The organism is Mixta gaviniae (assembly GCF_002953195.1).
GTDB classification, from domain to species: domain Bacteria; phylum Pseudomonadota; class Gammaproteobacteria; order Enterobacterales; family Enterobacteriaceae; genus Mixta; species Mixta gaviniae.
This window is the reverse complement of the sequence record NZ_CP026377.1, coordinates 4,137,511-4,163,663: the sequence shown is the minus strand read 5'-3', so window position 1 is coordinate 4,163,663 and position 26,153 is coordinate 4,137,511. Positions and strand designations below refer to the sequence as shown.

The 26,153-nt window shown below is 59.7% G+C and carries 22 protein-coding genes; 14 read left to right on the top strand and 8 right to left on the bottom strand.

The genetic code is table 11. From position 1 onward, the window contains the following. Positions 1 to 7: 7 nt before the first annotated feature. The gene (locus tag C2E15_RS19550) at positions 8 to 967 is read left to right on the top strand and encodes an ATP-grasp fold amidoligase family protein (protein WP_104958766.1); all 960 of its coding nucleotides are present in this window, start codon (positions 8 to 10) and stop codon (positions 965 to 967) included. A 79-nt stretch (positions 968 to 1,046) separates the two neighbouring features. Here the strand turns inward: C2E15_RS19550 and C2E15_RS19545 are convergent, their stop codons facing one another. Beyond that, a complete protein-coding gene (locus C2E15_RS19545) occupies positions 1,047 to 1,328 on the bottom strand; it encodes a YjcB family protein (protein WP_104958765.1) in 282 nt (93 codons plus the stop codon). A 543-nt stretch (positions 1,329 to 1,871) separates the two neighbouring features. On the opposite strand from C2E15_RS19545, the gene dgcN reads away from it, so the two are divergent. Further along, on the top strand, positions 1,872 to 3,182 hold the full coding sequence (dgcN, locus tag C2E15_RS19540) for a diguanylate cyclase DgcN/YfiN (protein WP_104958764.1): 1,311 nt from the start codon (positions 1,872 to 1,874) through the stop codon (positions 3,180 to 3,182). On the opposite strand, the gene soxS is transcribed toward dgcN, so the two are convergent. Further along, positions 3,179 to 3,607: a superoxide response transcriptional regulator SoxS gene (soxS, locus tag C2E15_RS19535; protein ID WP_104958763.1), complete on the bottom strand. Its 429-nt coding sequence runs from the start codon at positions 3,605 to 3,607 to the stop codon at positions 3,179 to 3,181. The two genes, dgcN and soxS, sit on opposite strands and share 4 nt — an antisense overlap. An 89-nt stretch (positions 3,608 to 3,696) precedes the next feature. Here soxS and soxR point away from each other — a divergent pair, with 89 nt between their 5' ends. From soxR to C2E15_RS19515, 4 genes are all read left to right on the top strand, one after another. After that, positions 3,697 to 4,164 carry a redox-sensitive transcriptional activator SoxR gene (gene soxR / locus C2E15_RS19530; protein ID WP_104958762.1) on the top strand — a complete coding sequence of 156 codons (468 nt, stop codon included), beginning with the start codon at positions 3,697 to 3,699 and terminating at the stop codon, positions 4,162 to 4,164. Between the two features lie 41 nt (positions 4,165 to 4,205). Further along, a complete protein-coding gene (locus tag C2E15_RS19525) occupies positions 4,206 to 4,871 on the top strand; it encodes a glutathione S-transferase family protein (RefSeq protein WP_104958761.1) in 666 nt (221 codons plus the stop codon). A gap of 427 nt (positions 4,872 to 5,298) precedes the next feature. After that, positions 5,299 to 6,648 (top strand): NCS2 family permease, encoded by a 1,350-nt coding sequence (locus C2E15_RS19520; RefSeq protein ID WP_104958760.1) that lies wholly within the window; start codon positions 5,299 to 5,301, stop codon positions 6,646 to 6,648. Between the two features lie 207 nt (positions 6,649 to 6,855). After that, complete coding sequence (locus C2E15_RS19515; protein ID WP_104958759.1) at positions 6,856 to 8,508, top strand: Na+/H+ antiporter; 1,653 nt, start codon at positions 6,856 to 6,858, stop codon at positions 8,506 to 8,508. A 31-nt stretch (positions 8,509 to 8,539) separates the two neighbouring features. On the opposite strand, the gene C2E15_RS19510 is transcribed toward C2E15_RS19515, so the two are convergent. Beyond that, complete coding sequence (locus C2E15_RS19510) at positions 8,540 to 9,442, bottom strand: LysR family transcriptional regulator (protein ID WP_104958758.1); 903 nt, start codon at positions 9,440 to 9,442, stop codon at positions 8,540 to 8,542. A gap of 106 nt (positions 9,443 to 9,548) precedes the next feature. Here C2E15_RS19510 and C2E15_RS19505 point away from each other — a divergent pair, with 106 nt between their 5' ends. Then, the gene (locus C2E15_RS19505) at positions 9,549 to 9,974 is read left to right on the top strand and encodes a CidA/LrgA family protein (RefSeq protein WP_104958757.1); all 426 of its coding nucleotides are present in this window, start codon (positions 9,549 to 9,551) and stop codon (positions 9,972 to 9,974) included. Then, positions 9,967 to 10,665, top strand: a complete 699-nt coding sequence (locus C2E15_RS19500) for an LrgB family protein (protein ID WP_104958756.1) — start codon at positions 9,967 to 9,969, stop codon at positions 10,663 to 10,665. The genes C2E15_RS19505 and C2E15_RS19500 overlap by 8 nt, the downstream gene beginning before the upstream one ends. 91 nt (positions 10,666 to 10,756) lie before the next feature. Here C2E15_RS19500 and actP read toward each other — a convergent pair whose 3' ends face one another. From actP to acs, 3 genes are all read right to left on the bottom strand, one after another. Continuing rightward, on the bottom strand, positions 10,757 to 12,418 hold the full coding sequence (gene actP, locus C2E15_RS19495) for a cation/acetate symporter ActP (RefSeq protein WP_104958755.1): 1,662 nt from the start codon (positions 12,416 to 12,418) through the stop codon (positions 10,757 to 10,759). Next, positions 12,415 to 12,726, bottom strand: a complete 312-nt coding sequence (locus tag C2E15_RS19490; RefSeq protein WP_104958754.1) for a DUF485 domain-containing protein — start codon at positions 12,724 to 12,726, stop codon at positions 12,415 to 12,417. Before C2E15_RS19490 ends, actP begins: the two co-directional genes overlap by 4 nt. A gap of 141 nt (positions 12,727 to 12,867) precedes the next feature. Next, positions 12,868 to 14,823 carry an acetate--CoA ligase gene (gene acs, locus C2E15_RS19485; RefSeq protein WP_104958753.1) on the bottom strand — a complete coding sequence of 652 codons (1,956 nt, stop codon included), beginning with the start codon at positions 14,821 to 14,823 and terminating at the stop codon, positions 12,868 to 12,870. A gap of 509 nt (positions 14,824 to 15,332) precedes the next feature. Here acs and gltP point away from each other — a divergent pair. The 4 genes from gltP (at position 15,333) to C2E15_RS19465 (ending at position 21,703) form a co-directional block, all read left to right on the top strand. Beyond that, the gene (gene gltP / locus C2E15_RS19480; protein ID WP_104958752.1) at positions 15,333 to 16,634 is read left to right on the top strand and encodes a glutamate/aspartate:proton symporter GltP; all 1,302 of its coding nucleotides are present in this window, start codon (positions 15,333 to 15,335) and stop codon (positions 16,632 to 16,634) included. Positions 16,635 to 16,808: 174 nt separating this feature from the next. Then, the gene (murQ, locus tag C2E15_RS19475; RefSeq protein ID WP_104958751.1) at positions 16,809 to 17,726 is read left to right on the top strand and encodes an N-acetylmuramic acid 6-phosphate etherase; all 918 of its coding nucleotides are present in this window, start codon (positions 16,809 to 16,811) and stop codon (positions 17,724 to 17,726) included. Positions 17,727 to 18,039: 313 nt separating this feature from the next. Next, a complete protein-coding gene (locus C2E15_RS19470) occupies positions 18,040 to 19,584 on the top strand; it encodes a methyl-accepting chemotaxis protein (RefSeq protein ID WP_104958750.1) in 1,545 nt (514 codons plus the stop codon). A gap of 481 nt (positions 19,585 to 20,065) precedes the next feature. Then, entirely contained in the window at positions 20,066 to 21,703 is a 1,638-nt protein-coding gene (locus C2E15_RS19465) for a dihydroxyacetone kinase subunit DhaK (protein WP_104958749.1), read from the top strand. Here the strand turns inward: C2E15_RS19465 and C2E15_RS22230 are convergent. Together C2E15_RS22230 and sbmA are read right to left on the bottom strand one after the other, a co-directional pair. Next, complete coding sequence (locus tag C2E15_RS22230; protein ID WP_281257526.1) at positions 21,696 to 21,821, bottom strand: hypothetical protein; 126 nt, start codon at positions 21,819 to 21,821, stop codon at positions 21,696 to 21,698. The two genes, C2E15_RS19465 and C2E15_RS22230, sit on opposite strands and share 8 nt — an antisense overlap. A gap of 247 nt (positions 21,822 to 22,068) precedes the next feature. Further along, positions 22,069 to 23,298, bottom strand: coding sequence for a peptide antibiotic transporter SbmA (gene sbmA, locus C2E15_RS19460; RefSeq protein WP_104958748.1), 1,230 nt, complete (start codon positions 23,296 to 23,298; stop codon positions 22,069 to 22,071). Positions 23,299 to 23,618: 320 nt separating this feature from the next. On the opposite strand from sbmA, the gene C2E15_RS19455 reads away from it, so the two are divergent. Together C2E15_RS19455 and C2E15_RS19450 are read left to right on the top strand one after the other, a co-directional pair. Further along, positions 23,619 to 24,359 carry a gluconate 2-dehydrogenase subunit 3 family protein gene (locus C2E15_RS19455; RefSeq protein WP_104958747.1) on the top strand — a complete coding sequence of 247 codons (741 nt, stop codon included), beginning with the start codon at positions 23,619 to 23,621 and terminating at the stop codon, positions 24,357 to 24,359. Positions 24,360 to 24,361: 2 nt separating this feature from the next. Beyond that, complete coding sequence (locus C2E15_RS19450; protein ID WP_104958746.1) at positions 24,362 to 26,143, top strand: GMC family oxidoreductase; 1,782 nt, start codon at positions 24,362 to 24,364, stop codon at positions 26,141 to 26,143. The last annotated feature ends 10 nt before the right edge of the window (positions 26,144 to 26,153 follow it).

Genomic DNA, 26,153 nt, shown 5'->3' with positions numbered 1-26,153 from the left:
GGTTAAGATGTCTAAGTTTAAAGATGAATTAAGAAGAAGCGTTCTTTATTTTGTAAAAAAAATGCCGTGGGCATACCAGGATCGCATTCACTATTTTCGTAAGTTTAAAAGACTACCCAATATTCGTGAACCCAAACTGTTCAACGAGAAGGTGCTGTACCGCAAGTTCGTTAATGGCGACTACGTACGCTACAGCAAGCTTTCCGATAAGTTTACGGTGCGTGACTATATTGCTGATGTGATTGGCGATGAGTACCTGATTCCGCTGGTGCATGAGACCAGCGACCCCACGACGCTGCTGAGCCTGCCGAGCCTGAAGAACACCGTTGTGAAGCCGAACCACGGCTCCAACATGGTGGAAATCCTGCTGGAAGAGCCAGACAGCCTGCAGAAGCAGCTGATTGTGAATCGCTGCCATGAATGGCTGCGCAAAGATTTTTCTGAAGAAGCCCGCGAAATTCACTATCGCTATATCAAGCCGCGTATTCTGGTGGAGCAATATATCGGTGACGGCAAAAGCGCGCCGATCGATTATAAATTCCACATGTTCAATAAGAAGGACGGCAATTTTGAATATGTGCTGCAGGTAATTTATAACCGCAGCAATCCGGCGCTGTCGATGAATTTCTACGTCAACAATCTGCATGAAGCCTGGTACAAAATCCGCGATACCGGCCTGGATATTAATCAGGTGATGCCGAAGCTGGAGCAGGCGTTAGCGTTAAGTAAGACGCTGGCAAAAGATTTCGATTACGTGCGCGTTGACTGGTATATCGATGAAGAGCAGGTCTGGTTCGGTGAATTAACCTTTACCCCAGGCGCCGGACTGGTTACCGGTCTCGACCGCGGCCTGAATAAGATGATGGGCGAGATGTGGCTGCAGGATCGTATTGTTGCGCCGCATGTACCGGTCGGCGTGGCGGACGTTACCGATGTGACGCTGCCGGCCATGCTGAAAAAGGTGTAGTTGTCCCGGGCGCGCGGGGAAATAGATGACGCAATAAAAAAGCGAGCCGTTCAGCTCGCTTTTTTTATCGTGCAGGTTATCAGGGCATCGGCCATTCGGGCGGCGTCTGGCTCATGATATTAATAAAGGCGTCTTTGGTGATGTTCAGGAAATTATTCATGTTTTCCATACTGAACGTCATGCCCAGCAGACCGGCGACAAACCAGCAGGTCACGCCTACGCCGATGCCGCTAAACAGAAAAGCCATTACCGGATGACTCGTCTGACGGCATTTGGTTTTAAACGTGCTGGCGAAAAACATCAATACAGCGCTCAGCAATTCCCAACGCATTACAACAAGGCTGGCGGTAAGCGTAGCCATAACATGCAACCTCTGTTTCTTTATCTACCCTGACGCCTGGGGTGAAGAACGCGATAAAGATGCCAGGGAGTCTTTACCGGTCGTGAATACGTAACACACAAAGTGTGACATGAGTCACATTATATCACTGGTTTTTAAAAATTGAACAAAATTTACACCGGTCGGTAAGTGATTGACGCGTCAGGATCAGCGTGTTGAGCCGGTGCCGGAAAGAGGCTGGATCGGCTGGCGGCATGGCGTAACGACGCGGCTAATTCAATGTTTTTACAGCAAACCCATAAAAATAACAGGGCTTTGGGATGAATCCGACCGCCTGGATCGTTGTACCCGTGCCATGAGCCGGATAGGCTCTGCGGCACCGGTTTTACCGTTCAGCGCTGTCGGGGATGGCAGGCGTTCCGCCGCTGCCGTCACGCCCTGCTTATGCCAATCTTATTCAGGATGAAATTATGACAAGGGTGCTTTCTGTCTCTGACACAGACCTGGGGCGTGGTTCGCAACCGAACGCCGCTTTGTCGGGCGGCATCGCGCGCGGGAGGCGGTATGTCTAAGCGCAGCGCAGGCCAGATGGAGGCCGCCAGCGTGAAAACGCTTCCGCGTCCGACGCTGCGTAAATCGCTGCAGCGCATTCATCTGATCATCATCGTGGTGTCGATGACCATTTCCGGCCTCTCACTCTCTACGCTGTCGCTGATCGCGCTGCGTAACTATGCGGAAAATAATCTGGAGCTGCTTGCCTCCACGCTCAGCTTTACGGTGCAGTCATCAGTGGTGAGAGGCGACGGCGAGATCGTGCGCGAGGCGCTGGCGGAAATCGGCAAGCGCGGCAGCTTCGCCTACGGACGGGTTTACGACCGCCAGGGCCAGCTACTGGCGGGCTGGCACACTTCTCCACACCAACATCAAAACAGCATTGAACGGCTGATCGCGCGCTGGCTGTTTCCTCATCCGGTCAGCGCGCCGGTGATGCAGTCGGGCGAAGAGGTCGGCCGTATCTGGCTGGTCGGCAATCCCTGCGCGGTGATCCAGTATCTCTATAAAACCTTCGCCTGGCTGGCGGCGAGCCTGATGACCACCGCCACGCTCGCCTCGCTGCTTTCGCGCCGTATGCACGCGGGCATTCTGCAGGCGCTGCAGAGCATCACCTCGGTCACGCGCGACGTACGCCAGCGCCGCGCCTTCGCGCGTCGGGTGCCGGAAGCGGAGATCGCCGAGCTGCACGCGCTCAGCCATGACTTTAATATTTTGCTGGAGGAGCTGGACGAATGGCAGCGCAATATGAAGCAGGAGCATGACAGCCTGGCGCATCAGGCGAGCCACGATGGCCTGACCGGCCTGCCGAACCGCCTCGCGTTTGAACGCACGCTAACGCGCGCCTTTGCCGATGCCGAACAGCGGCAGACGCTGGCGCTGCTGTTTATCGACGGCGATCGCTTTAAGCAGATTAACGACACCTGGGGTCACGCCGCCGGCGACGCCATTATTACCGCCACCGCACAGCGGTTGCGCGGTCAGGTGCGTAAAACGGATATGGTCGCGCGGCTTGGCGGCGACGAATTCGCCATCCTGCTGCGCGATATCAGCGAGCCGGCGCAGGTCGCGCGCGTGGTGCAGCATATTATGAGCGCGATGGCAGAGCCGTTGATCCTGCCGGAGGGCGAGCCGATCCTCTGGTCGCTGAGCATTGGCGCGGCGTTGGGCAAATCCTCACGCTCGGCGGAAGGGCTGCTGGCGCAGGCGGATGCCGCCATGTACCACATTAAATCACTGGGCGGCGGATGGTACCTGTCGCCGCGCTGGCAGAGCCAGCCGCAGTCTGACACCATCGAGACCGGGCCGGACGCCGTATTTTAACCGCTGACCGGGCAGCAGACGCCGGTGGTGCGCTGGGCGAAGCTGCCCATCGCGTCGCTGCGCGCAAAGGCGGCCGGACGCTGACGCAGCGCGTTCTGACGGCGCATACTGTGGCGATAGGCGGTCGGCGTTTGCGAAAACTGGCGACGGAATACGCGGGAAAAGGTCTGCTGCGAATCAAAGCCATACTGCATGGCGATATCAAATACCGGACGCTGCGTCAGGGTCAGCGCTTCTGCGGCCAGCGTCAGGCGACGTTCACGAATATAGCTGCCCAGCGTCTGCCGGGTCACGGCGCGAAACATCCGCTGCAGATGCCATTTGGAGTAGCCGGCTTTGGCTGCGACTTCATCAATGGAAAGATTTTTATCTAAATTCCGATCAATCCAGTCAGTCAGAGAATGAATAATGTCTTTATGCATCATGACGACGTCCTTCTGATTAGATTTTGCGCTTTGCGGGTTTGATGGTGGGGAAGTATAATTCCTCAAGTTAACTTGAGGTAAAGCGCAAAGTGAAAAAAAGTAACTTCCCAAAACCGGTGCTGACGCCGGGTGAAGTGGCGAAGCGCAGCGGCGTGGCGGTATCGGCGCTGCACTTCTACGAGTCGAAAGGGCTGATCGCCAGCACGCGCAACGGCGGCAACCAGCGGCGCTACAGTCGCGACGTACTGCGCCGCGTGGCGATCATTAAAATCGCCCAGCGCATCGGCATTCCGTTGTCGACGGTTAGCGAAAGTCTGGCGCATATGCCGGTAGATAAACGCATTTCGGCGAAGGCGTGGGAGGAGCTGACCGAACAGTGGCGCGCCGAACTGAACAAGCGCATCGAAACCCTGACGCACCTGCGTGATGATCTCGATGGCTGCATCGGCTGCGGCTGCTTATCGATGCGCGACTGTCCGCTGCGTAACCCCAACGATCGGCTGGCGGAAGAGGGCACCGGCGCTATCCTGCTCGATCCGCAGCGTGAAGAGGAGTAGCCGCTATACTGGAGGCTGACGCCTTACTTCCGGAGCCTTCCATGATCGTGGTGCATCACCTGAATAACTCCCGCTCTCAGCGCATTCTCTGGCTGCTGGAAGAGCTGGAGCTGCCGTATGAAATCAAACGCTATCAGCGCCAGGCGTCAATGCTCGCCCCGGCAGAGCTGAAAAAAATTCACCCGCTGGGCAAGGCGCCGGTGATTGTCGACGGCGAGCGCGTGGTAGCGGAATCGGGCGCGATCCTGGAATATCTGGCGGAACGTTATGACCGCAACCGGCTGCTGACGCCGCTGGATAAGGATGAGGCGCTGGAGTGCCGCTACTGGCTGCACTATGCGGAAGGGTCGCTGATGCCGCTGGTGGTGATGCGCCTGATCTTCAGCCGTATGGGCAAGCCACCGGTGCCCTGGCTACTGCGCCCGATCGGCGCGGCGTTCGGCAATGGGGTGCGCAAAGGCTTTCTCGATAAGCAGCTGGCCACGCATCGCCAGTTTATCGAACAGCATCTGACGAAGCAGCCATGGTTTGCCGGCCAGCATCTGACGCTGGCCGATATTCAGATGAGCTTTCCCATCCAGGGGCTGTCGGCGCGCGGCGGTCTTGACGATATGCCCGCCACGCAGGCCTGGCTGGATAAAATCAGCCGCCGTCCCGCCTGGCAGCGCGCGATCCAGCAGGGCGGCGAACTGAATCTGCCCGATTAGCCCGGATGCAGGCCGGGCGGGGGAATCTCCGCCGGCCGCCGGCGACTCATCAGGGCGGCGAACAACATCCGCCCGCTTAGCCCGCCCGCTACTGTCGAACGGCAAGGCTGAAAAAAGGTTAGCCATCCGGCAGTTACCCCATTTTTCCGGTTCATTCTCTCCGCTTTACTGCAATCCGTCGGGCGTAACGCTCGTTAATTGTGCTGAATCGGCTGCAAACAGCAGTTGAAAATATGCCAGAAAAGGCAGGATAATCGTTTGCCTTTTTACAGGTCGCTTTTCGGCCCCTTTTCGCGCGGCGAGGTAAACGTTTGCTTTTGGCAAACGTTGGGAAACGAGTTGTACGCCGGTCTTCATCCAGGGAATAAAGACGACGATGCGTTATCCAGCGTCGCGCAGGCTGTCATCCAAAATAACGAGGTTTTACATGTCCACTCCTTCACAACCTGCGCGCCGCTCGCTTGACGCCTGGTTCCAGATCTCCGCGCGCGGCAGCAGCGTGCGTCAGGAGATTATCGCCGGCCTGACTACCTTTCTGGCGATGGTCTATTCGGTTATCGTCGTGCCGGGCATGCTGGGCAAGGCAGGGTTCCCGCCGGCGGCGGTTTTCGTCTCCACCTGTCTGGTTGCCAGCTTCGGCTCGATCATCATGGGCCTGTGGGCGAACCTGCCGATGGCGATTGGCTGCGCCATCTCGCTGACCGCCTTTACCGCCTTTAGCCTGGTACTGGGGCAGCAGATCAGCATTCCGGTCGCGCTGGGCGCGGTATTTCTGATGGGCGTGCTGTTTACGCTGATTTCCGCCACCGGCATCCGCGCCTGGATCCTGCGCAACCTGCCGATGGGTGTGGCGCACGGTACCGGCGTCGGCATCGGACTGTTTCTGCTGCTGATCGCCGCCGATGGCGTTGGCCTGGTGGTGAAGAACCCGGCACCGGGCCTGCCGGTAGCGCTGGGCCATTTCGCTTCGTTTCCGGTCATCATGACGCTGCTGGGTCTGGCGGCGATTTTCGGCCTGGAGAAGCGTCGCGTGCCGGGCGGCATCCTGCTGACCATTATCGCTATCTCGCTGATTGGTCTGGCGTTCGATCCGGCGGTGAGCTTTAAAGGGCTGTTCGCCATGCCGAGCCTGAGCGACGCCAGCGGCCATTCGCTGCTGTTCAGCCTGGATATCGGCGGCGCGCTGCAGGCGGCGGTACTGCCCAGCGTGCTGGCGCTGGTGATGACGGCGGTGTTCGACGCCACCGGCACCATTCGCGCCGTGGCGGGGCAGGCGAACCTGCTGGATAAAGAGGGGCAGATCATTAACGGCGGCAAGGCGCTGACCACCGACTCCGTCAGCAGCATCTTCGCCGGCCTGGTGGGCGCATCGCCTGCGGCGGTCTATATCGAATCGGCGGCCGGCACGGCGGCGGGCGGCAAAACCGGCCTGACGGCGATTGTTGTCGGCCTGCTGTTCCTGGCGATCCTGTTTATGTCGCCGCTGGCCTATTTAGTACCGGCCTATGCTACCGCGCCCGCGCTGATGTATGTCGGCCTGCTGATGCTGAGTAACGTGGCGAAAATCGACTTCAACGATTTCGTTGACGCGATGTCGGGGCTACTGACGGCGGTGTTTATCGTCCTTACCTGCAATATCGTTACCGGCATTATGCTCGGCTTCGGCGCGCTGGTGATCGGCCGCCTGTTCGCCGGCGAATGGCGCAAGCTGAATATCGGCACCGTGATCATCGCGGTGGCGCTGGTCGCCTTTTATGCCGGCGGCTGGGCGCTTTAATCCCCTCTGGCGCGGCAGCGATGCCGCGCTCTCCCTCTGCCCGCCGCCTTTCCCGCCTCCGCGGCGAGAAACAGAGAATCGTCCTGAAGCTGAGCGAATCGCACGCCTTGTTTTTAACAGGTTTAACGTTTTGTTTTACACTGCTGAAGGGGCAACCCCAGGGTAATCGATTCACATATGCCTGTCGGAAGAGGCTACAAGGAAAGCATGGAAATCTTTTTTACTATTCTTATTATGACGTTAGTGGTGTCGCTCTCCGGCGTCGCCGCGCGTATTATCCCGTTTCAAATCCCGCTGCCGCTGGTGCAAATCGCCGCCGGCGCGCTGCTCGCCTGGCCGACATTCGGCCTGCATGTCGATTTTGATCCGGAACTGTTTCTGGTGCTGTTTATCCCGCCGCTGCTGTTTGCCGACGGCTGGAAAACGCCGGTTAACGAATTTCTTAACCACGGCCGTGAAATCATGGGCCTGGCGCTGGTGCTGGTATTGATCACCGTGGTCGGCATCGGCTATCTGATCTACTGGATGGTGCCGGGCATTCCGCTGGTGCCGGCCTTTGCGCTGGCGGCGGTGCTGTCGCCGACGGACGCCGTGGCGCTGTCGGGCATCGTCGGCGAAGGGCGCATTCCCAAAAAGATCATGTCGATTCTGCAGGGCGAGGCGCTGATGAACGACGCCTCCGGCCTGGTGTCGCTGAAGTTCGCCGTTGCGGTGGCGATGGGAACCATGGTGTTTACCGTTTCCGGCGCTACCGTCGAGTTCCTGAAAGTGGCGATCGGCGGCCTGCTGGCGGGCGCCGCAGTCTGCTGGCTGTTCGGCAAATCGCTGCGTCTGTTCAGCCGTCTGAGCGGTGACGATCCCGCCACCCAGACGGTACTGCTGCTGCTGCTGCCGTTCGCCTCCTATCTGATTGCCGAACACCTCGGCGTATCGGGCATTCTGGCGGCAGTGGCGGCCGGTATGATGATCACCCGCTCCGGCATTATGCGTCGCGCGCCGCTGGCGATGCGCCTGCGCGCCAACAGCGTCTGGCAGATGCTGGAATTCGTGTTTAACGGCATGGTGTTCCTGATGCTCGGCCTGCAGCTGCCGGGCATTCTGGAAACCTCAATCGCCGAGGCGAACGCCGATCCGAACGTGCAGCTGTGGATGTTGTTTACCGATATTCTGCTGGTCTACGTCGCCCTGATGCTGGTGCGTTTCGGCTGGCTCTGGACGATGCAGCGCCTCAGCAAACGTCTGCTGACTAAAAAGCCGATGGAGTTCAGCAGCTACACCACGCGCGAGCTACTGATCGCTTCGTTCGCCGGCGTACGCGGCGCCATCACCCTGGCCGGTGTGCTGTCAATTCCGCTGTTCCTGCCGAACGGCGATGCTTTCCCCGGCCGTTACGAGCTGGTGTTTCTTGCTACCGGCGTCATTCTCTTCTCGCTGTTTGTCGGCGTGATCCTGCTGCCGCTGTTGCTGCGCGGTATCGACGGCATCGATAAGAACGTGCATCGCCGCGAGCTGCAGCAGGCGCGCGCGGTGATGGCGGGCGTGGCGATTGAAAGCCTCTACAAGATGGAGGAGCGCCTGACGCACGACGCCGAAGCGAATATCGATAATGAGCTGCTGAAAGAGGTGAGTTCGCGCGTGATCGGCAACCTGCGCCGCCGCGCCGACGGCCAGAGCGATCTGGAGCATGCGCACGTGGCCGAGGATCTGGAGCGTCGCTTCCGCCTTACCGCGCTGCGTGCCGAACGCGCCGAGCTTTATCATCTGCGCGCCACGCAGCAGATCAGCAACGAGACCATGCAGAAGCTGCTGCGCGATCTCGACTTGCTGGAAGCGCTGCTGGTGGAGAAAGACGAGCATTAATCGCAAAGGCGGGCAGGGCTACCTGTCCGCCTTACACTGAAATCTTCGGCGCTTCGCCCGGCCAGAAAGCGCGACAGCAATCAATCCACGCCTGCGCGCTGCGCGAAAGATAGCTCCCCTCGCGCCAGATCAATCCCAGCGTCCAGGTCAGATCCGATTCCAGCGGTAGCCAGAGCAGCGATTGCCGATCCAGCCTTTGGCAAATCGGCTCCGGCAGGATGGCGATGCCCATGCCCGCCTGCACCATCGCCGCCAGAAAATCCCACTGCCCGCTGCGTACCGCAATTTGCGGCGTCAGTCCGGCGCGCTGAAAGGCTTTTTTCAGCTGACGATTAAGCGAAAACTCCTCATTGAAAATCAGCAGGGGATGCTGCGCCACCTCGGCCAGCGACAGGCTAAGGCGATCGCGCCACGGCGCGGCATGCGGCACCAGCACGCAGAGCGGATGGCGCATCAGCGTCAGGGTATTCAGCGGCAGCTGCTCATCCACCGGCAGCGCCGTCAGCGCCAGATCCAGCCCGCCCGACAACAGTGCCTCCTGCACCGCCAGCCCGCCCGATTCGACGATATTTAGCGCGATGCCGGGATAGCGCTGGCGGAAGGCGGAAACCGATCCGGCGATCTGCATGCCGACCATCGGCGGCACGCCAAGGCGCAGCTCGCCGGTTTTCAGCTGGTTGATATCGCCAATCTCCATCTCCAGCTGCTTAAATTCCTGCAGAATGGTCAGGCCGCGCTGATAGACCACCTGGCCGCTGTCAGTCAGATGTAACCTGCGCCCTTCACGCAGCAGCAGCGTGCAGCCCAGCTCTTCTTCCAGATGGCGCAGCATTTTACTGATGGTCGGCTGCGTGACGAACAGCGTCTCCGCCGCGCGGGTAAAGCTCTGCTGACGCACCACCTCAACAAAATAACGTAGCGCCCGAACATCCATAAACTATTCCTTCTGTGCATAGTTTGGATGATTTTAATTCATTTTTTTCACCCTTTAACAGCGCCGTATACTGACAGCCGTCACAGAAAAACAGGAGAAACCCATTATGGCGGTCGCGATAAGCCCGCAAAGAACCGGCTGGCTGCAGCGTATGCAGGTGCCGTTGCAGGTCGGTATCTATATCGGCCTGTTTATCGTTGCCCAGCAGCTGGTGGGCTGGCTGCATTTGCCGCTGCCGGCCAATATCGTCGGTATGCTTTTGCTGCTGGCGCTGATTATGCTGCGTGTGGTGCCGCTGAAGTGGGTGAAGGCGGGTGGCAGCTGGCTGCTGGCGGAAATGCTGCTGTTTTTCGTGCCGGCAGTGGTGGCGGTGGTCAATTACGGCGACCTGCTGAAAACAGAAGGCTGGCGTATCTGCGTCGTTATCGCCCTCAGCACGCTGATGGTGCTGGGTGCCACAGCACTGGTGGTGGATCGCGTTTACCGGCTGGAAATCTGGCTGGCCCGACGTAAGCAGGCACGCCATGAATGATCTGATTATCAGCCTGCTCTGTTTTATCGCCACGCTCTGCGTCTATTTCCTGAATAAACGGCTCTATCGCCGCTGGCGCAAGCTGCTGCTGATGCCGCTGGTGCTGACGCCGCTGCTGCTGGTGGGGATGTTGCTGATGACCCATATCTCCTGGCAGGATTATATTGGCGAGAGCCGCTGGTTGCTGTGGCTGCTCGGCCCGGCGACGCTGGCGTTTGCCGTGCCGGTGTATGAAAACATGGCGATTATCCGCCGTCACTGGCTGTCGCTGTCGGCGGGCGTAATAACCGCCACGCTGGTGGCGGTCTGCAGCTCGGTATGGCTGGCGCGTCTGTTGACGCTGCCGGAAATTATACAGCGCAGCCTCGCGGTACGCTCGATCACCACGCCCTTCGCGCTGGCGGCGGCGCAGCAGGTGGGCGGACAGCCCGATCTGGTGGCGCTGTTTGTGGTGATCACCGGCGTCTTCGGCATGGCGGTCGGCGATGTGCTGTTCCTGCGGCTGGCGGTTAAGCAGGGGCTGGCGAAAGGCGCGGGTTTCGGCGCCGCTTCGCACGGCGCGGGCACCGCGCGCGCCTATGAGTTAGGGCAGCAGGAGGGGGTAGTCTCCAGCCTGGTGATGATGCTGTCGGGCGTGGTTACGGTGGTTATTGCGCCGCTGATCGGCCAGCTGATGTGGGCGGCCGGCTAAGCGGCCGCGCGATAAAAAAGGGCCGCCAGGCGGCCCGTAGAGTCGGGTAAAAAGCGGTGTCGCGCCCGCTCGCTAAGCGGCGGGCCGGCGTTTAGTGCGCCTTACCCTGATCGATACCGACGCCGGTCTGCGAGCGCACAAACTGCGCGCGGAACAGCTGACGCTCCTGTGCGCCCTGCGCGGAATGGTCGGTAATGGAAAACAGCCAGGTGCCGATAAACGCAACCAGCATCGAGAACAGCGCCGGATATTCATACGGGAACACCGGTGAGGCGTGGCCCAGTACCTGCACCCACACCGTTGGGCCGAGGATCATCAGCACCACCGCCGTCAGCAGCCCCAGCCAGCCGCCGATCATCGCGCCGCGCGTGGTCAGCCGCGACCAGTACATCGACAGCAGGATGATCGGGAAGTTACAGCTGGCGGCGATCGAGAAGGCCAGCCCGACCATAAAGGCGATATTCTGCTTTTCAAACAGGATGCCCAGCGCAATCGCCACCACGCCCAATATCAGCACGGTAATTTTCGATACCCGCAGCTCCTCGCGCTCGGTCGCCTGGCCTTTACGCACCACGCTGGCGTAGAGATCGTGCGATACGGCAGAGGCGCCCGCCAGCGTCAGCCCGGCGACCACCGCCAGAATGGTGGCGAAGGCGACGGCGGAGATAAAGCCGAGGAAGGTGCTGCCACCCACCGCATTCGCCAGATGCACCGCCGCCATATTGTTACCGCCGATCAGCGCGCCAGCGGCATCTTTAAACGCCGGGTTAGCGCCTACCAGTAAGATCGCGCCGAAGCCGATAATAAAGGTCAGGAAATAGAAGTAACCCATAAAGCCGGTGGCCCAGAACACGCTTTTGCGCGCCTCGCGCGCGTCGCTGACGGTAAAGAAGCGCATCAGGATATGCGGCAGCCCGGCGGTGCCGAACATCAGCCCCAGCCCCAGCGACAGCGCGGAGATGGGATCGTTGACCAGCCCGCCTGGGCGCATAATCGCCTGGCCTTTGGGATGCACTGCCATCGCCTCGGTAAACAGCGTATTAAAGCTGAAGCCGACTGACTTCATTACCATAATCGCCATAAAGGAGGCGCCGAACAGCAGCAGCACCGCTTTGATAATCTGTACCCAGGTGGTGGCCAGCATACCGCCGAACAGCACGTACAGCACCATCAGAATGCCAACCAGCACCACCGCCACGTGGTAATCCAGCCCAAACAACAGCTGAATCAGCTTGCCCGCGCCGACCATCTGCGCAATCAGGTAAAGCGCCACCACCACCAGCGAGCCGCAGGCGGAGAGGGTGCGGATCGGCTTCTGCTGCAGACGGTAAGAGGCGACATCGGCGAAGGTATAGCGGCCCAGGTTGCGCAGCCGCTCGGCGATCAGAAACAGAATGATCGGCCAGCCGACCAGGAAGCCCAGCGAGTAGATCAGGCCGTCGTAGCCGGAGGTATAAACCAGCGCGGAGATGCCGAGAAACGAGGCGGCGGACATAAAGTCGCCGGCCATCGCCAGCCCGTTCTGAAAGCCGGTGATATTGCCGCCCGCGGTGTAGTAATCACTGCGCGAGCGGGTGCGTTTCGATGCCCACCAGGTGATGCCCAGCGTACCGGCGACAAACACCAGAAACATGAAAATCGCCTGATAGTTGGTGCCCTGCTTCTGTACTGCGCCGCTGATGGCGTCGGCGGCCAGCAGCGGCAAGGGAAGCAGCAGCGTCAGGCCTGCAGCGGTACGTTTTAGCCCGATCATGCTTTCACCTCATCAATAATCTGTCGGGTAAGGCGATCGAACTCGCCGTTGGCGCGCCAGACGTAAACGCCGGTCAGCAGGAAAGAGATCACAATCAGGCCGACGCCGATAGGGATACCGCGCGTGACGTTGGTGCCCGCGTGCAGCGGCGCGCCCAGCCAGCCGGGGGCGAAAGCGATAAGTAAGATAAAGCCGACATACAGGATAAGCATGATGATGGACAGGATCAGCGCGAAACGCTGGCGCTTTTGCACCAGCTCTTTAAAGCGCGCGCTGTTCTCTATCCGGGCATAGATAGCGTCGTTCATTACAGCGTCTCCAGAGGTAAGAAGGGATCGGGGAGATCCCTTCAGGAAATTTTTATAGTGTTATGACGTCTGTTTTACCGGCTGGCCTGCGCCAGCCGTGCCGCTTGTTATGGGTAGCTCACACGGGCGGCGCCCGGCGGGTTAAGGCATGGTGATGCTCTGTTTCTCCTCCAGCAGTTTTTCCACAACGCCCGGATCGGCCAGCGTTGAGGTGTCGCCCAGGTTACTGGTGTCGCCGGTGGCGATTTTGCGCAGGATGCGGCGCATGATCTTGCCGGAGCGCGTTTTCGGCAGCGAATCGGTCCAGTGCAGCACGTCCGGCGTGGCGATCGGTCCAATCTCCTTGCGCACCCAGCTGCGCACCTCTGCATACAGCTCGGGGGTCGGCTCTTCACCGTGGTTAAGCGTGATATAGGCGTAGATCGCCTGGCCCTTGATGCTGTGTGGAATGCCAACTACCGCCGCCTCGGCGATTTTGGCGTGGGAAACCAGCGCCGATTCGATTTCAGCTGTGCCCAGACGATGGCCGGAGACGTTCAGCACGTCATCCACGCGGCCCGTGATCCAGTAATAGCCATCCTCATCGCGTCGCGCACCGTCGCCGCTGAAGTACATGTTTTTAAAGGTGGAGAAGTAGGTCTGTTCGAAGCGCTCGTGATCGCCGAACAGCGTACGCGCCTGCCCAGGCCAGGAATCGACGATCACCAGGTTGCCTTCACAGGCGCCTTCCTGGCTCTGGCCTTCGTTATCCACCAGCGCCGGCTGCACGCCGAAGAAGGGTTTGGTCGCCGAACCCGCCTTCAGCTCGGTGGCGCCGGGCAGGGGGGTGATCATGAAGCCGCCGGTCTCGGTCTGCCACCAGGTATCAACAATCGGGCAGCGGCTGTCGCCGATTTTTTTGTAGTACCACTCCCAGGCTTCCGGGTTAATCGGCTCGCCCACCGATCCCAAAATACGCAGCGAGGCGCGGCTGGTGCCGCTAATCGCCCGGTCGCCTTCCGCCATCAGCGCGCGGATCGCCGTCGGCGCGGTATAGAGCAGCGTCACCTTATGTTTGTCGACCACTTCCGCCATGCGGCTCGGCTGCGGCCAGTTGGGCACCCCTTCGAACATCAGCGTGGTGGCGCCGCAGGCCAGCGGCCCGTAAAGCAGGTAGCTGTGTCCGGTGATCCAGCCGACATCGGCGGTACACCAGTAGACGTCGCCTGGATGGTAATCGAAGACATATTTGAACGTGGCGGCGGCGTAAACCAGATAGCCGCCGGTGGTGTGCAGTACGCCTTTCGGCTTGCCGGTCGATCCAGAGGTATAAAGGATAAACAGCGGATCTTCGGCGTTCATCTCTTCCGGCTGGTGGTGCGAACAGGCGCTGTTCATGCGTTCGTGCCACCAGTGATCGCGGCCGTTCTGCCAGGCGATCTCATTGCCGGTGCGCTTCAGCACCACCACATGCTCGATGCTGGTGACGCCAGGGTTTTTCAACGCCTCGTCGACGTTCTTCTTCAGCGGAATGGTGCGGCCTGCGCGCACGCCTTCGTCGGCGGTCACAACCAGACGGGCGCTGGAATCGATAATGCGTCCCGCCACCGCCTCAGGGGAAAAGCCACCGAAAATGACTGAGTGAACCGCGCCGATACGGGCGCAGGCCAGCATCGCTACCGCCGCTTCCGGCACCATCGGCATATAGATCGCGACGACATCGCCTTTTTTGATCTCCAGCTCTTTCAGCACGTTGGCGAAACGGCAGACTTCACGATGCAGCTGACGATAGGTCAGGGTTTTGCTTTCGCTGGCGTCATCGCCTTCCCAGATAATCGCCGGGTGATCGCCGCGCTCATGCAGGTGACGATCCAGACAGTTGGCCGCCAGATTGAGCGTGCCGTCTTCATACCAGCGAATGCTGATATTGCCCGGTGCGAAGGAGGTGTTTTTTACTCTGGTGTAAGGTTTGATCCAGTCCAGCATTTTTCCCTGCTCGCCCCAAAAAGCGTCAGGATCCTGCACCGATTGTTGATACATCGACTGGTACTGTTCCGCGTTTATCAGCGTATGTTCCGCGATGCTGGCGGGAACGGGATGTTTTATAATTTGGCTCATGGCTGGTCTCCTTGAAGATGTTAATCATATGTCAATCAAAGGTTAATAACAGCGAGGAGCAGCGCTTTGTTTCTTTTTTGCGCGACAGATCACGGGAATAACAAACGCGATGAAATATGCAGGTTTTTCGCCAGCCTGGCGGTAGAGAATCGCTTTACTTCTTATCTGATAAGTGTAGGTAATTCCGCCCGCCGCTGTTGAAAAAAACAGCGATCGGTTCACATCTTGTAATGCATAGCTATGCCGAAAGCGCAAGCTATATTACTTTTTAGAACATAGAGTTAGTGGTTTCATAACCTGAAGGCATTTATCTTGCCGCTTCTCAATCTGGCGAAAGAGATCGCCGCAAAGGTTGCTTTTCGCCCGTTGATAATGGTACTTATCAACGGCCCTTTTCCGGGCGCTACCATCAATAACCCTCGATTTTACCGGACTTTGTCCATTTCCCTTAGTGTGTAAATGTCCGCGCTCCTGTGCGGAACCAGGGTTTGTTAAGGAAATGAAACACTATGAAAGGTTTTAAAATCAGCCTTGCCTGGCAAATACTGATTGCGTTGGTGCTGGGTGTCATCGTTGGTGCGATTCTGCATAACCAACCTGAGGATCGTGAATGGTTAATCACCAATATCCTCTCGCCTGCCGGTGATATCTTTATTCATCTGATTAAGATGATTGTGGTGCCAATTGTGATCTCTACTCTTGTGGTAGGTATTGCGGGCGTGGGCGACGCGAAGAAGCTTGGACGAATCGGCGTCAAAACAATTGTCTACTTTGAAGTGATTACCACCATTGCCATCGTGGTAGGGATTACCCTGGCGAATGTCTTTCAGCCTGGCACCGGCATTGATATGTCGACGCTGGCAACGGTGGATATCTCTAAATATGAAGCGACGACTGAACAGGTGCAGAGCGGGGCGCATAGCCTGGTGGTCACCATTCTGTCGCTGATCCCGCAGAATATTTTCGCGGCGATCGCCAAAGGCGATATGCTGCCGATTATCTTCTTCTCGGTGCTGTTTGGCCTCGGCCTCTCTTCGCTGCCGTCTGAACATCGCGATCCGCTGGTGAAGGTGTTCCGTTCGGTATCGGAAACCATGTTTAAAGTGACGCATATGATCATGCGCTACGCGCCGGTAGGCGTGTTCGCCCTGATCGCCGTCACCATCGCCAACTTCGGCTTCTCCTCGCTTTGGCCGCTGGCGAAACTGGTGCTGCTGGTTTATGCCGCCATCCTGTTCTTTGCCTTCGTGGTACTGGGCGCGGTGGCGCGAGCATGTAAGCTGAAAATCACCACGCTGATGCGCATCCTGAAAGATGAGCTGATCCTCTCTTACTCCACTTCCAGCTCCGAAACGGTGCTGCCGCGGATTATGGAGAAGATGGAAGCCTACGGCGCGCCGAAGGCGATCACCAGTTTCGTGGTGCCGACCGGTTATTCGTTTAACCTCGACGGCTCCACGCTCTATCAGAGCATCGCGGCGATCTTTATCGCGCAGCTGTACGGTATCGATCTCTCTCTGATGGATGAGATCGTGCTGGTGCTGACGCTGATGGTGACCTCGAAAGGGATCGCGGGCGTGCCGGGCGTCTCCTTCGTGGTGCTGCTGGCGACGCTGGGCAGCGTCGGCATCCCGCTGGAAGGCCTGGCGTTTATTGCCGGCGTCGACCGTATCATGGATATGGCGCGTACCGCGCTGAACGTGGTAGGCAATGCGCTGGCGGTGCTGGTCATCGCCAAGTGGGAAGACCAGTTCGATACCGCGCAGGCGGCGAAGTATGAGCAGCAGCTGCGTATGCAGACTGCACGCTAATCCCGCCTGAACGATGACAACGCCGCCCCTGAAGCCGGGGCGGCGTTTTTTTATCCGCGATTTTCTCCCGTCGTTCGCCGCTTAAGCGGTTCCATTCTGCAAAAGAGTTGCTCATTATAAGGCGCGGTGCAGTTCGCCTGCCGCCGTCTTTGTTCGCCTTATAAGGGAGTTGTTATGAGTCTCGATCTGTCACGCATGATCACCGAAAGCCGCAATCCGGCCAGCGAAAACATCGATGAGCTGTCGACCGAAGCGATGCTGCGCGTCATTAATAACGAAGATAAAAAAGTCGCCCTGGCGGTAGAGGCGATTGTGCCGCAGATAGCCCAGGCGGTGGACGCGATTAGCGCCGCGTTTCAGCAGGGCGGGCGGCTGATTTACAGCGGCGCCGGCACCTCTGGGCGGCTGGGGATTCTGGACGCCAGCGAGTGCCCGCCTACGTTCGGCACCCCGCGCGAGCAGGTGGTGGGGCTGATTGCCGGCGGCCATCAGGCGATTCTGCAGGCGGTAGAAAATGCAGAAGATAATGCGCAAATGGGCGCGGACGATCTGCAGGCGATCGCTTTTAGTGCGCGCGACGTGCTGGTCGGCATCGCCGCCAGCGGCCGCACCCCTTATGTGCTGGGCGCGCTCGACTACGCGCGCCGTCAGGGGGCGACCACCGTGGCGCTGACCTGCAACCCCGACAGCGAGATGGCGCGCGTGGCGCATATCGCCCTGACGCCGGTGGTAGGGCCGGAGGTGGTGACCGGCTCCTCGCGGCTGAAGGCGGGAACGGCGCAGAAGCTGGTGCTGAATATGCTGACCACCGGCGCGATGATCCGCAGCGGCAAGGTGTTCGGCAATCTGATGGTGGATGTGGAGGCGACCAACCAGAAGCTGGTGCAGCGCCAGATCAATATCGTCAGGCAGGCGACCGACTGCGGCGCGGAAGAAGCGCAGACGGCGCTGGCTGCCTGCGACGGCCACTGCAAAACCGCCATTCTGATGGTGCTGGGGCAGCTCTCCGCACCGGAAGCGCAGCGTCTGCTGGAACAGCATCACGGCTTTATCCGCCCGGCGCTGCGTCAGGCGGCGAGCGCGCAGCGCTGACGCCTTTGCGGCCGCACCGCCTTTGATGGCGAGCGGCCTGCGCCTTGCCGGCGCTTTCTGCGGCTATCGCCCGCTCTCTTTAACGCAAAATCCCCTCCCGCCTCACCTCCGGTAAATGAAACTTACGGTTCCCCATACCCTGACCTTTGCCGCGCCTTTGGCGGCAATGCCCTGGGAAGCTGCTTAAAATGCGACCTTTGTCGAACTAATAGCGGTTTTTAACATTAAAGATCCCGACGCTGGCTGCCGAAAATATAGAAAAACATAATCTATTCATCGCATCTCGGTCTGTGCCCCGTTCAAGGATTATTTCATGCGTAACAACCAACCCGTTACCCATCAGGAGTTCGCGTTTAGCGATGACGCAACGCTGATGACAACGACCGACCTCAATAGCTATATCACCTACGCGAACGACGCTTTTATCGACGTCAGCGGTTTCACGCAGGAGGAGATCAACGGCCAGCCGCACAACCTGGTGCGTCACCCTGATATGCCGCCGGAGGCGTTTGCGGATATGTGGGCCACGCTGAAGCAGGGGCAGCCCTGGTCGGCCCTGGTGAAAAACCGGTGTAAAAATGGCGATCACTACTGGGTGCGCGCCAATGCGATCCCGGTGATCCGCAACGGCGCGCCGCAGGGCTATATGTCAGTGCGCACCCGGCCGACGGCGGCAGAGATCGCGCAGGCGGAAACGCTGTACGGCGATTTTAAGGCGGGACGGCATAAAGGGCGCAGGCTGCATAAGGGGCTGCTGGTCTACAGCGGCTGGCGCCGCTGGCGTTCGCTGTTTAAGACCCTGCCGCTGCGCTGGCGCATCCGCTCTACGCTGCTGGCGCTGCTGCCGCTCAGCGTCGCCGGGGTGTGGGCGCTGGGTGTGGGTATGGGCGCGCTGGGGCTATTCAGCGCCGGCATGGCTGGCCTGCTGCTGCTGGCCAGCCTCTGGCTGGAGCAGCAGATCTCTCGTCCGCTGGAGCGCGTCTGCCGGCAGGCGCTGGATGTTGCCACCGGTAACAGCCATAAAGTCGAGGCGCTCGATCGGGTCGATGAGATCGGCATGACGCTGCGCGCCATCGGGCAGCTTGGGCTGATGTTCCGCTGGCTGGTGGATGATGTCAGCGGTCAGGCGGTGAACGTGCTGAGCGCCAGCGACGCCATGGCGCGCAGCAACGAAGAGCTGAGCCAGCGCACCGAGCAGGCAGCGGCCAACGTGCAGCAAACCGCCGCCACCATGAATGAAATGACCGCCACGGTAAACAGCAACAAGGCGCGCGCCACGGAAGTGGATCAGCTTGCCGCAGTGACCAGCAAGGCGGCGCAACAGGGCGGAAACGCGATGCAAGAGACCATTGGCATGATGGATGACATCGCCGACAGTTCGAAGAAGATCGCCAGTATTATCAGCGTAATCGACGGTATTGCTTTCCAGACCAATATCCTGGCGCTCAATGCGGCGGTCGAGGCGGCGCGCGCGGGCGAACAGGGCAAAGGCTTCGCCGTTGTGGCGGGCGAAGTGCGCAACCTGGCGAGCCGCAGCGCCAGGGCGGCCAGCGAGATCAAAGCGCTGGTAGAAGCGAGCGTGAAGCGGGTGGAAACCGGCACCGGACAAGTGAATCACACCGGCGGCACCATGCAGGAGATTGTCGGCCAGGTGCAGACGGTTTCAGAATTGATCGGCCAGATCAGCGCCGCCACCGCTGAGCAGGCGACCGCGCTGAGCGAAGTCAGCCTGGCCGTGGAAAACCTGGATGAGATCACCCACCAGAACGCGGCGCGCGTGCAGGAAGGCGCTGAAGCATCAGGACGCATGACGCGCCAGGCGACGCGCCTGGTTGAAGCGATCAGCGTGTTCCGCTAATCCCGCGGCGTCGGGCGTCAGTACCCGGCTGCGGTTTCTCCCTTAACAGATCGGGCGTTCGCGCCCGACTGTGGTTTCCCGCTTAAAATATCGGGCGTTCACGCCCGACTGCGGTTTCCCGCTTAACGATCGGGCGTTCACGCCCGACTGCGGTTTCCCCCTTAACAGATCGGGCGTCAGTGCCCGACTGCGGTTTCCCCCTTAACGATCGGGCGTTCGCGCCCGACTATGGTTCCCCTTAAAGGATCGGACGTTCGCGCCCGATATGCGCCCTGAGGCGAAGCGCGCATTTCAACCTGCGTCTGCTGATCGCAACTTTACTCGCCTTTCTGCCTCCCCTCTGGTTACGCCATTCTTCTCCTTTTTTTACTTGCTGCATCTCTCCGGCTCACCCTTTTCGCCGAATAAACGCCTGCTTTTTCAACTACAGTTAACGTTTTGCGCCGCCGCGGCTGGGCGCGTCAACACAAGAGAGGAAACCATGAGTCAGTTTTTCATGAACGAAAAAAGCGAACTGGTGAACGAAGCGATTGAGGGCGCGCTGCTGAGCGCCCCTTACCACAATCTGAGCCGGCTTGAGGTGGGCGAAGGTATTCGCGTTGTGGTGCGCAATGACTGGGACAAGCGCAAGGTGGCGCTGATCTCCGGCGGCGGATCCGGGCATGAACCAGCGCACGTCGGCTTTGTGGGTAAAGGGATGCTGACCGCGGCGGTGTGCGGCGACGTGTTCGCTTCGCCCAGCGTCGATGCGGTGCTGAGCGCCATCATCAACGTAACCGGCGAGGCGGGCTGCCTGCTGATCGTGAAAAACTATACCGGCGACCGCCTGAACTTTGGCCTGGCGGCGGAAAAAGCGCGCGCGCTGGGCTACAAGGTTGAACTGGCGATTGTGAAAGATGATATCGCGCTGCCGGATAACCCGCAGCCACGCGGCCTGGCGGGCACGGTGCTGATCCATAAGCTGGCGGGCTATTACGCTGAGCAGGGCGCCTCGCTGCAGGAGGTGACGCAGCGCGCGCAGCGGGCGATTGACGAGACCGCCAGCATCGGACTCGCGTTCTCTACCTGCCATATTCCCGGCGAAGCGCCCGACAATCGCGTGGCGGAAGGCGAAAGCGAACTTGGCATGGGCATTCACGGCGAGCCGGGCGTCAAAACGCTAAAAACGCAGAACAGCCGCGAAATCGTGCAGATCATGGCGCAAAAGCTGGCGGAAAAGGTGCCGCAGGATAAAAAGGCGCTGCTGCTGGTTAACAACCTCGGCGGCTTTTCGCTGCTGGAAATGGGCGTGCTGGTGCGCGAAACGGCAAAGACGCCGCTGGGTGAACGTGTTACTCATCTGCTCGGCCCCGCCACGCTGGTCAACTCGCTGGATATGAAAGGTTTCTCCCTGACGACGCTGCTGCTGGATGAAGAACGGCTGCAGGCGCTGCAGGCGCCGGTGGAGGCAAGCGGCTGGCAGCCGGTGCAGGCGTTGCGCATGCCGGAGCCCGTCAAAGGCGAAGCGATTAAACGCCAGCAGGAAGCGCAACCCTCCGACAATGCGGCGACGCGGCGCGTGGTGGAGACCCTGTGCCAGACGCTGATTGACCTGGAAGGCGATCTGAATAAGCTGGATGCGAAGGTCGGCGATGGCGATACCGGCTCCACCTTCGCCGCCGGTGCGCGCAAAATCCTGCAGGGCAGCCAGCAGAACAGGCTGCCCCTTAATGAGCCATCGCGCCTGCTGACGCTGATTGGCGAGCAGCTGGCGGTGGTGATGGGCGGCTCCAGCGGCGTGCTGATGTCGATTATGTTTACCGCCGCCGGCCAGCAGCTGGAAGAGGGCAAAGCGCTGCCGCAGGCGCTGATGGCCGGGCTGGAACGGATGAAACACTACGGCGGCGCGCGCGTCGGCGACCGCACGCTGATCGATGCGCTGGAGCCTGCGCTGCAGGCGTTGATTGCCGGCCAGGGGCTGGATGCCGCCGCCGCCGCCGCGCAGCAGGGCGCGGATTCTACCGCCAGCATGGGCGCCGCTAAGGCGGGACGCTCCTCCTATCTGAATCAGGAGAGCCTCAACGGGGTGAAGGATCCGGGCGCTTACGCGGTAGAGCGTGTGTTCGCCGCGCTTAAATAGTCTCTTCTTTCCCGGCGGCCCGTGCCAGACGCGCCGCCAGCGGGGTGACATACTGGCGCTGCGGCGTTTCCCGCAGCGCCAGATCGCTGTTTGCCATCGCCCGCGCGTTTTGCGCCACGTTATCGCTCCGCCTGAAGGTACGCCCGTGAGAAGGGCGAACAGCCAGCCGCACGGCAGGGCGACGTGATTGCGGCCTGAATAGGGTGATTAGGCGGCTTTGCGGTCCTCCGGGCCAGGCGAAGATGACCGGTGGTGTTGACGACGGTTAACGCGCAGAGGGCCTGCCGTTATGCTTCAACAGCCGCTGACGGCGTGGCCAAAGCGCGCCTCACCCCCGCCTGTGGTTTACTTTCCCGCGTGACCCCTTAGCGTTGTTGCAGCACGCCCCGTCTGCTTCCATCGTCAATCGCCTGCTCAAAGCTGCGCAGACGCTTATAAATCGACATCAGCGACACCAGCGTCGACCAGGAGGTAATCAGATACTGGAACGCCTGACGCACCTGATCGAAGACGTTGGTGATCTGCTGCAATAATCCAAGCGTCAGGCCGCCGACAATAATGGTCGGCAGCAGGAGAAACAGGCCGAACATGCTATCCACCTGCAGATAGAGAATGCGCGTCACGTTGAAATAGAGATAGTGAAACCAGAGACGGAAATAGTTATGGCGCACCCGACTGAACAGCTCGCGCACCGTGGCGGGTGCGGCGCGGCGGGCGTCATCTTCGCCGTAGACCAGCTCTTTACGGTAGGCGGCTTCGACCCGCTGATTGCGGAACTCCAGTCCCGGCAGCTTAATGCCCACCAGCCCCAGCAGCAGGGTGCCAAACAGTGACCAGAACAGCGCCGCCAGCACCAGCCCGTCAGGCAGGCTGCCGAGGATCGGCACGCTTTTGACATGTTGCGACAGCCCCACCAGCACCGGCAAAAACGCCACCAGCGTCATCACTGCCTGGATCAGATTGACGCCCCACTCCTCCAGCGTGCTGGAGAAGCGCATCGTGTCTTCCTGCACGCGCTGCGCCGCCCCTTCCACGTGGCGCAGCTGCTGCCAGTGCGTCAGATACCACTGGTTCATTGCCGTACGCCAGCGAAACACCCAGTGGCTGATAAAGAAAGCGTTTAGCACGCCGACCACCACCGCAATCAGCGCAATGCTAAGAAAATCGCCGATCTGCTGGTAAAAGGCGGCCATCGGGACTGAACCTGCCTTCTCCAGCGCCTGCTGGATCAGATCATAGAAGGGACCGTACCAGGCGTTGATGGCGACGCCGACATGCACGTCGAACCAGGTCAGAAACAGGATCAGCGCGGTTCCCCACACTGACCAGCGCTGCCAGGGATGCGGGCTGGCGATCGCCCAGACGGTGGCGAACAGCGCCGTCAGCGCGGCGAACCAGGCGTAAAACCATAGCTCGTCGGGCTGAAGAAAGCGCCAGGCGTTATCGGGCGGCGTTTTGCCGGCCCAGGCGGCAAACGGCGACAGGTGAAACAGCAGCTGGCTGGCGCCCTCAAACCAGAGCAGCGCCGCCGTCAGGCTAAACAGGGCCGCGCTGCTGAAAAAGAGCGCGGGCCGGGGAAAAAAGGAACTGAACATAGCTTCTCCGCATCAAAAATCGCTTCTTTATAGCCTGCGAAATCGTTAACCGTCTGTGGTGGGTTGTGACCAGTCGTTACGGCGATTTGTGTTCAGAGCGAGCAAAAGCGGACAATGTCAGTTTAATGTTAAGGAATTTGTGTGTTTTTGTTTTTTGAAGCTAAAGATTTTACAAAATAGCTGTTACAATGCGCGCCATTGTTACCGGTAACAAGAGCCTGTTTTCCATCCGGAATGCCCTGCGCAATGCGATAACAACCACAATAAAACAGAGACAATCAACAGTTGCGCCGTTAAGCAACGCGCGCTAAGGCAATGTCATGTCGAAAGAAAAAACGAGTACTTCCAGGAGAGACTTTCTCCTGAAAACCATCACGCTGGCGCCCGCCGTCGCGATGGGCACCACCGGGATTGCATCACTGGGCCTTAGCGGCAGCGCGCAGGCCAACGAAAAGGCGGCTCCTGCCGGGCCGCAAACCGCACGCGATTATCAGCCGGTCTGGTTCTCCACCGAAGAGTTCGCCTTTATCAAGGCCGCCGTGGCGCGCCTGATCCCGGCGGATGAACGCGGTCCGGGCGCGCTGGAAGCGGGCGTGCCGGAGTTTATCGATCGGCAAATGAATACCCCGTACGCCACCGGCAGCAACTGGTATATGCAGGGGCCGTTCAATCCTGACGCGCCGAAAGAGCTGGGTTACCAGCTGCCGCTGGTGCCGCAGCAGATCTATCGTCTGGGCATTGCCGAAGCGGACGCCTGGGCGAAACAACAGCACGGCAAAGCCTTTGCCGCGCTAAGCGCCGACCAGCAGGATGCGCTGCTTGGCGAGTTCGAAAGCAACAAAGCCAGCTTTAAGCAGCTGCCGGCGAAGGTCTTTTTCGCTTATCTGCTGCAAAACACCCGCGAGGGCTTTTTCTGCGATCCGCTGCACGGCGGCAATCAGCACATGGTGGGCTGGAAGCTGATCGGCTTCCCCGGCGCACGCGCTGATTTTATGGACTGGGTGGAGCGCGGTGAGCGTTATCCCTTCCCGGCGGTATCGATTCGTGGAGAAAGAGCATAAGCATGGCAAACGTAATGAAAAAAGTGGACGCGGTCATTGTCGGCTTCGGCTGGGCCGGTTCTATTATGGCAAAAGAGCTGACGGAAGCGGGCCTGCATGTGGTGGCACTGGAGCGCGGCCCGCATCGCGATACCTACCCGGACGGTTCCTATCCGCAGGTGATCGACGAACTGACCTATAACGTGCGCAAAAAGCTGTTTCAGGATCTGTCGAAAAGCACCGTCACCATCCGCCATGATGTCTCACAGACCGCGCAGCCTTACCGCCAGCTGGCGGCGTTCCTGCCGGGCACCGGCACCGGCGGCGCCGGCCTGCACTGGTCTGGCGTCCACTTCCGCGTCGACCCGATTGAGCTGCGTATGCGCAGCCACTATGAAGAGCGCTACGGCAAAAACTTTATCCCGGACGGCATGACCATTCAGGATTTCGGCGTCACCTACGACGAACTGGAGCCGTTCTTCGATAAGGCGGAGAAAGTGTTCGGCACCTCCGGCTCCGCCTGGAGCATTAAGGGCAAAATCGTCGGCCAGGGCCGCGGCAACCCCTTTGCGCCCGATCGCTCCGACGATTTCCCGCTGCCGCCGCAGAAGCGCACATATTCCGCCCAGCTGTTCGCCAGGGCGGCCGAGTCGGTAGGCTATCATCCTTACGATCTGCCGTCCGCCAACACCTCTGGCCCTTACACCAATACTTATGGCGCGCAGATGGGACCGTGCAACTTCTGCGGCTACTGCAGCGGCTACGCCTGCTACATGTATTCCAAGGCATCGCCGAACGTTAACATCTGGCCGGCGCTGCGTCAGGAGCCGAAATTCGAGCTGCGCGACAACTCGCACGTATTGCGCGTTAACCTCACCGACGATAAAAAACGCGCCACCGGCGTGACCTATGTCGATGCGCAGGGCCGCCAGATCGAGCAGCCGGCGGATCTGGTGATCCTCTCCGCGTTCCAGTTCCACAACGTGCATCTGATGCTGCTTTCCGGCATCGGCAAGCCTTACAACCCGATTACCAATGAAGGGGTGGTGGGCCGCAACTTCGCCTATCAGAACATCTCTACCATTAAGGCGTTCTTCGGCAAGGATGTGCATACCAATAACTTTATCGGCGCGGGCGGCGCGGGCGTCGGCGTGGATGATTTCAATGCTGATAACTTCGACCATGGCAAATATGGCTTTGTTGGCGGTTCGCCTTTCTGGGTCAACCAGGCGGGCGTGAAGCCGATCTCCGGCCTGCCGGTGCCGCAGGGCACGCCGGGCTGGGGCAGTAAGTGGAAGGCGGCGGTGGCCGATCACTATACGCACCATGTTTCAATGGATGCGCACGGCGCGCACCAGTCTTATCGCGCCAACTACCTCGATCTCGATCCGAACTACAAAGATGCCTTTGGTCAGCCGCTGCTGCGCATGACCTTTGACTGGCAGGATAACGACATCAAGATGTCGCAGTTTATGCACGATCGCATGCGCAAAATCGCCGTCGCGATGAACCCGAAAGAGATCATCGGCGCGCCGAAAGTGCAGGGCACCCACTTCGACACCACCGTTTATCAAACCACGCATATGAACGGCGGCGCGATCATGGGCGAGGATCCGAAGACCAGCGCGGTAAACCGCTATCTGCAGAGCTGGGACGTGCCGAACGTCTTTGTGCCGGGCGCCTCGGCGTTCCCGCAGGGGCTGGGTTATAACCCGACCGGCATGGTCGCCGCGTTGACCTACTGGTCGGCGAAGGCGATCCGTGAACAGTATCTGAAAAACCCCGGACCGCTGGTACAGGCATAAGGATGATGGT